Origin of the sequence: Streptomyces sp. NPDC007162, assembly GCF_040634175.1 — a bacterium.
Taxonomy (GTDB): Bacteria; Actinomycetota; Actinomycetes; order Streptomycetales; family Streptomycetaceae; genus Streptomyces.
Genome location: NZ_JBEYFC010000895.1, coordinates 1 through 2,156, shown reverse-complemented (window position 1 = coordinate 2,156; position 2,156 = coordinate 1). Strand labels below are relative to the sequence as shown.

The window sequence follows — 2,156 nt, the reverse complement described above, 5'->3', positions numbered from 1 at the left end:
ACCTGGCGTCCCCGACCGACTTGGATATGTCGGCGACCGCGTTGTTGCTGACCAGGGTCGGCAGTGCCTGGTACTCGGCCTGCACCAGGTCGGGACCGTTCTTCGCCTTGTGCGCGGTGAGGATCTTGGTGACCAGCGTGTCGCCGGACGCCTGCTTCTTCACCGTGACGGTGATCTGGTCCTTCTTGCCCTCGCCCTTGTTCCAGAGATCGACGACCTTGTCCATACCGGGCGCCCAGGCCCAGTACGTCAGCGAGACCGGGCCGGAGTCGGCCTTGCCGCCGTCGTCGGACGAGCCGCAGGCGGCGAGGGCGGTGGCGCCGAGCGAGACGGCGACGGCGGTTGTCACGAGGCGGCGGCGCTTCGTGTGCGGCATGGATCTCTCCCCTGACCTGGGTCCCCGCCCGTCGCGGGAACCTGCCATGCAGATGCTGTGAGCGTTCTCAGGCCCGGATCATCGCTCGACGCGAGTCCGTGCCATGCTCTGTGAGCGTTCACAGTAGAGAAACATCCCGGACACTTGTCAATGGTTGTTGCTGTGCGGTTATGTTGGGCCCACGCAGCCGACGATGTGTGTGCACGTTCCCAAATGATCGATTAAACGGGAGAGATCCATGCCGGACACCAGCCCCAGGGGCCTCACCAGGCTCGCCTTCGGTGGGGACTACAACCCCGAGCAGTGGCCGGAAAGCGTCTGGCAGGAGGACGTCCGGCTGATGCGCGAGGCCGGGGTCACGATGGTGAGCGTCGGGATCTTCTCCTGGGCCCTGCTGGAGCCGGCGCCGGGGGAGTACGACTTCGGCTGGCTCGACCGGGTCCTCGGCCTGCTGCACGAGAACGGCATCCGCGTCGACCTCGGCACGCCCACCGTGGTGCCGCCCGCCTGGTTCTACCGGGCGCACCCCGAGGCCCTGCCGGTCACCGCCGAGGGCATGCGCCACGAGTTCGGCTCCCGCGGCGCCGTCTGCCACTCCAACGCCGACTACCGCACGGCCGCCGCCGCCATCACCACGAAGCTCGCCGAGCGGTACGGCGGCCACCCGGCCCTCGCGCTGTGGCACGTCCACAACGAGTACGGCGTCCCCGTCTCGGCCTGCTACTGCGACTCCTGTGCCGCGCACTTCCGCCGCTGGCTCGCGGACACGTACGGCACGGTCGACGCGGTCAACGCGGCCTGGGGCACGGCCTTCTGGGGCCAGCACTACACGGACCTCGGGCAGATCAACCCCCCGCGCGCCACCCCGACCGTCGGCAACCCGGGCCAGGCCCTCGACTACAAGCGGTTCGCCGACGCCACCATCCGCGAGAACTTCCGGATGGAGCGGGACATCCTGCACCGCCTCTCGCCCGGCGTCCCGGTGACCACCAACTTCATGACCGCCCTCAGCCAGTGCGACTCGATGGACTACTGGGCCTGGGGCCGCGAGGTCGACCTGGTCACCAACGACCACTACCTGATCACCGACGGCCGCCGTACCCACGTCAACCTCGCCATGGCCGCCGACCTCACCCGGTCCGTCGCCGCCGGCGCCCCCTGGCTGCTCCTGGAGCACTCCACGTCGGGCGTCAACTGGCAGCCCCGCAACCCGGCCAAGGCGCCCGGCCAGATGGCCCGCAACTCCCTCGCCCACGTGGCCCGCGGCTCGGACGGCGCGATGTTCTTCCAGTGGCGGCAGTCCCGGCGCGGGGCCGAGAAGTTCCACTCCGCGATGCTCCCGCACGGCGGTACCGGGACCCGGGTCTGGCGTGAGGTGGTCGAACTGGGCGCCTCCCTCGACTCGCTGACCCCGATCAAGGGCACCCGCACCCGGGCCGACGTGGCGGTCCTGTGGGACTGGCAGTCCTGGTGGGCGCAGAACCTCCAGTGGCGCCCCAGCGAGGACCACGACCCGCGGGAGCGCGCCGACGCCTTCTACGAGGCCCTCTACGACCGCCACCTCACCGTCGACTTCGCCCATCCGGAAAGCGACTTGTCGGCCTATCCCCTTGTCGTCGTACCGGCCCTGTACCTGATGACCGAGGCGGCCGGGAACAACCTCAGGGAGTACGTCGAGAACGGCGGCACCCTCGTCGTGTCGTACTTCTCCGGGATCGTCGACGAGCACGACGCCGTCCACGAGGGCGCCTACCCGGGCTCCCTGCGCGAGACCCTGGGC

Annotated in this window: 1 protein-coding gene and 1 pseudogene; one reads left to right on the top strand and one right to left on the bottom strand. The window is 69.7% G+C overall.

Annotation, left to right across the window (positions count from 1 at the left end; translation table 11 throughout):
• Window positions 1–376 (bottom strand): annotated as a pseudogene (locus ABZ646_RS45515) (sugar ABC transporter substrate-binding protein); the annotation flags it as partial.
• Window positions 377–614: 238 nt separating this feature from the next.
• Between ABZ646_RS45515 and ABZ646_RS45510 the strand changes: the two are divergent.
• The coding region (locus tag ABZ646_RS45510) for a beta-galactosidase (RefSeq protein ID WP_360533365.1) at window positions 615–2,156 on the top strand (1,542 nt) is incomplete at its 3' end.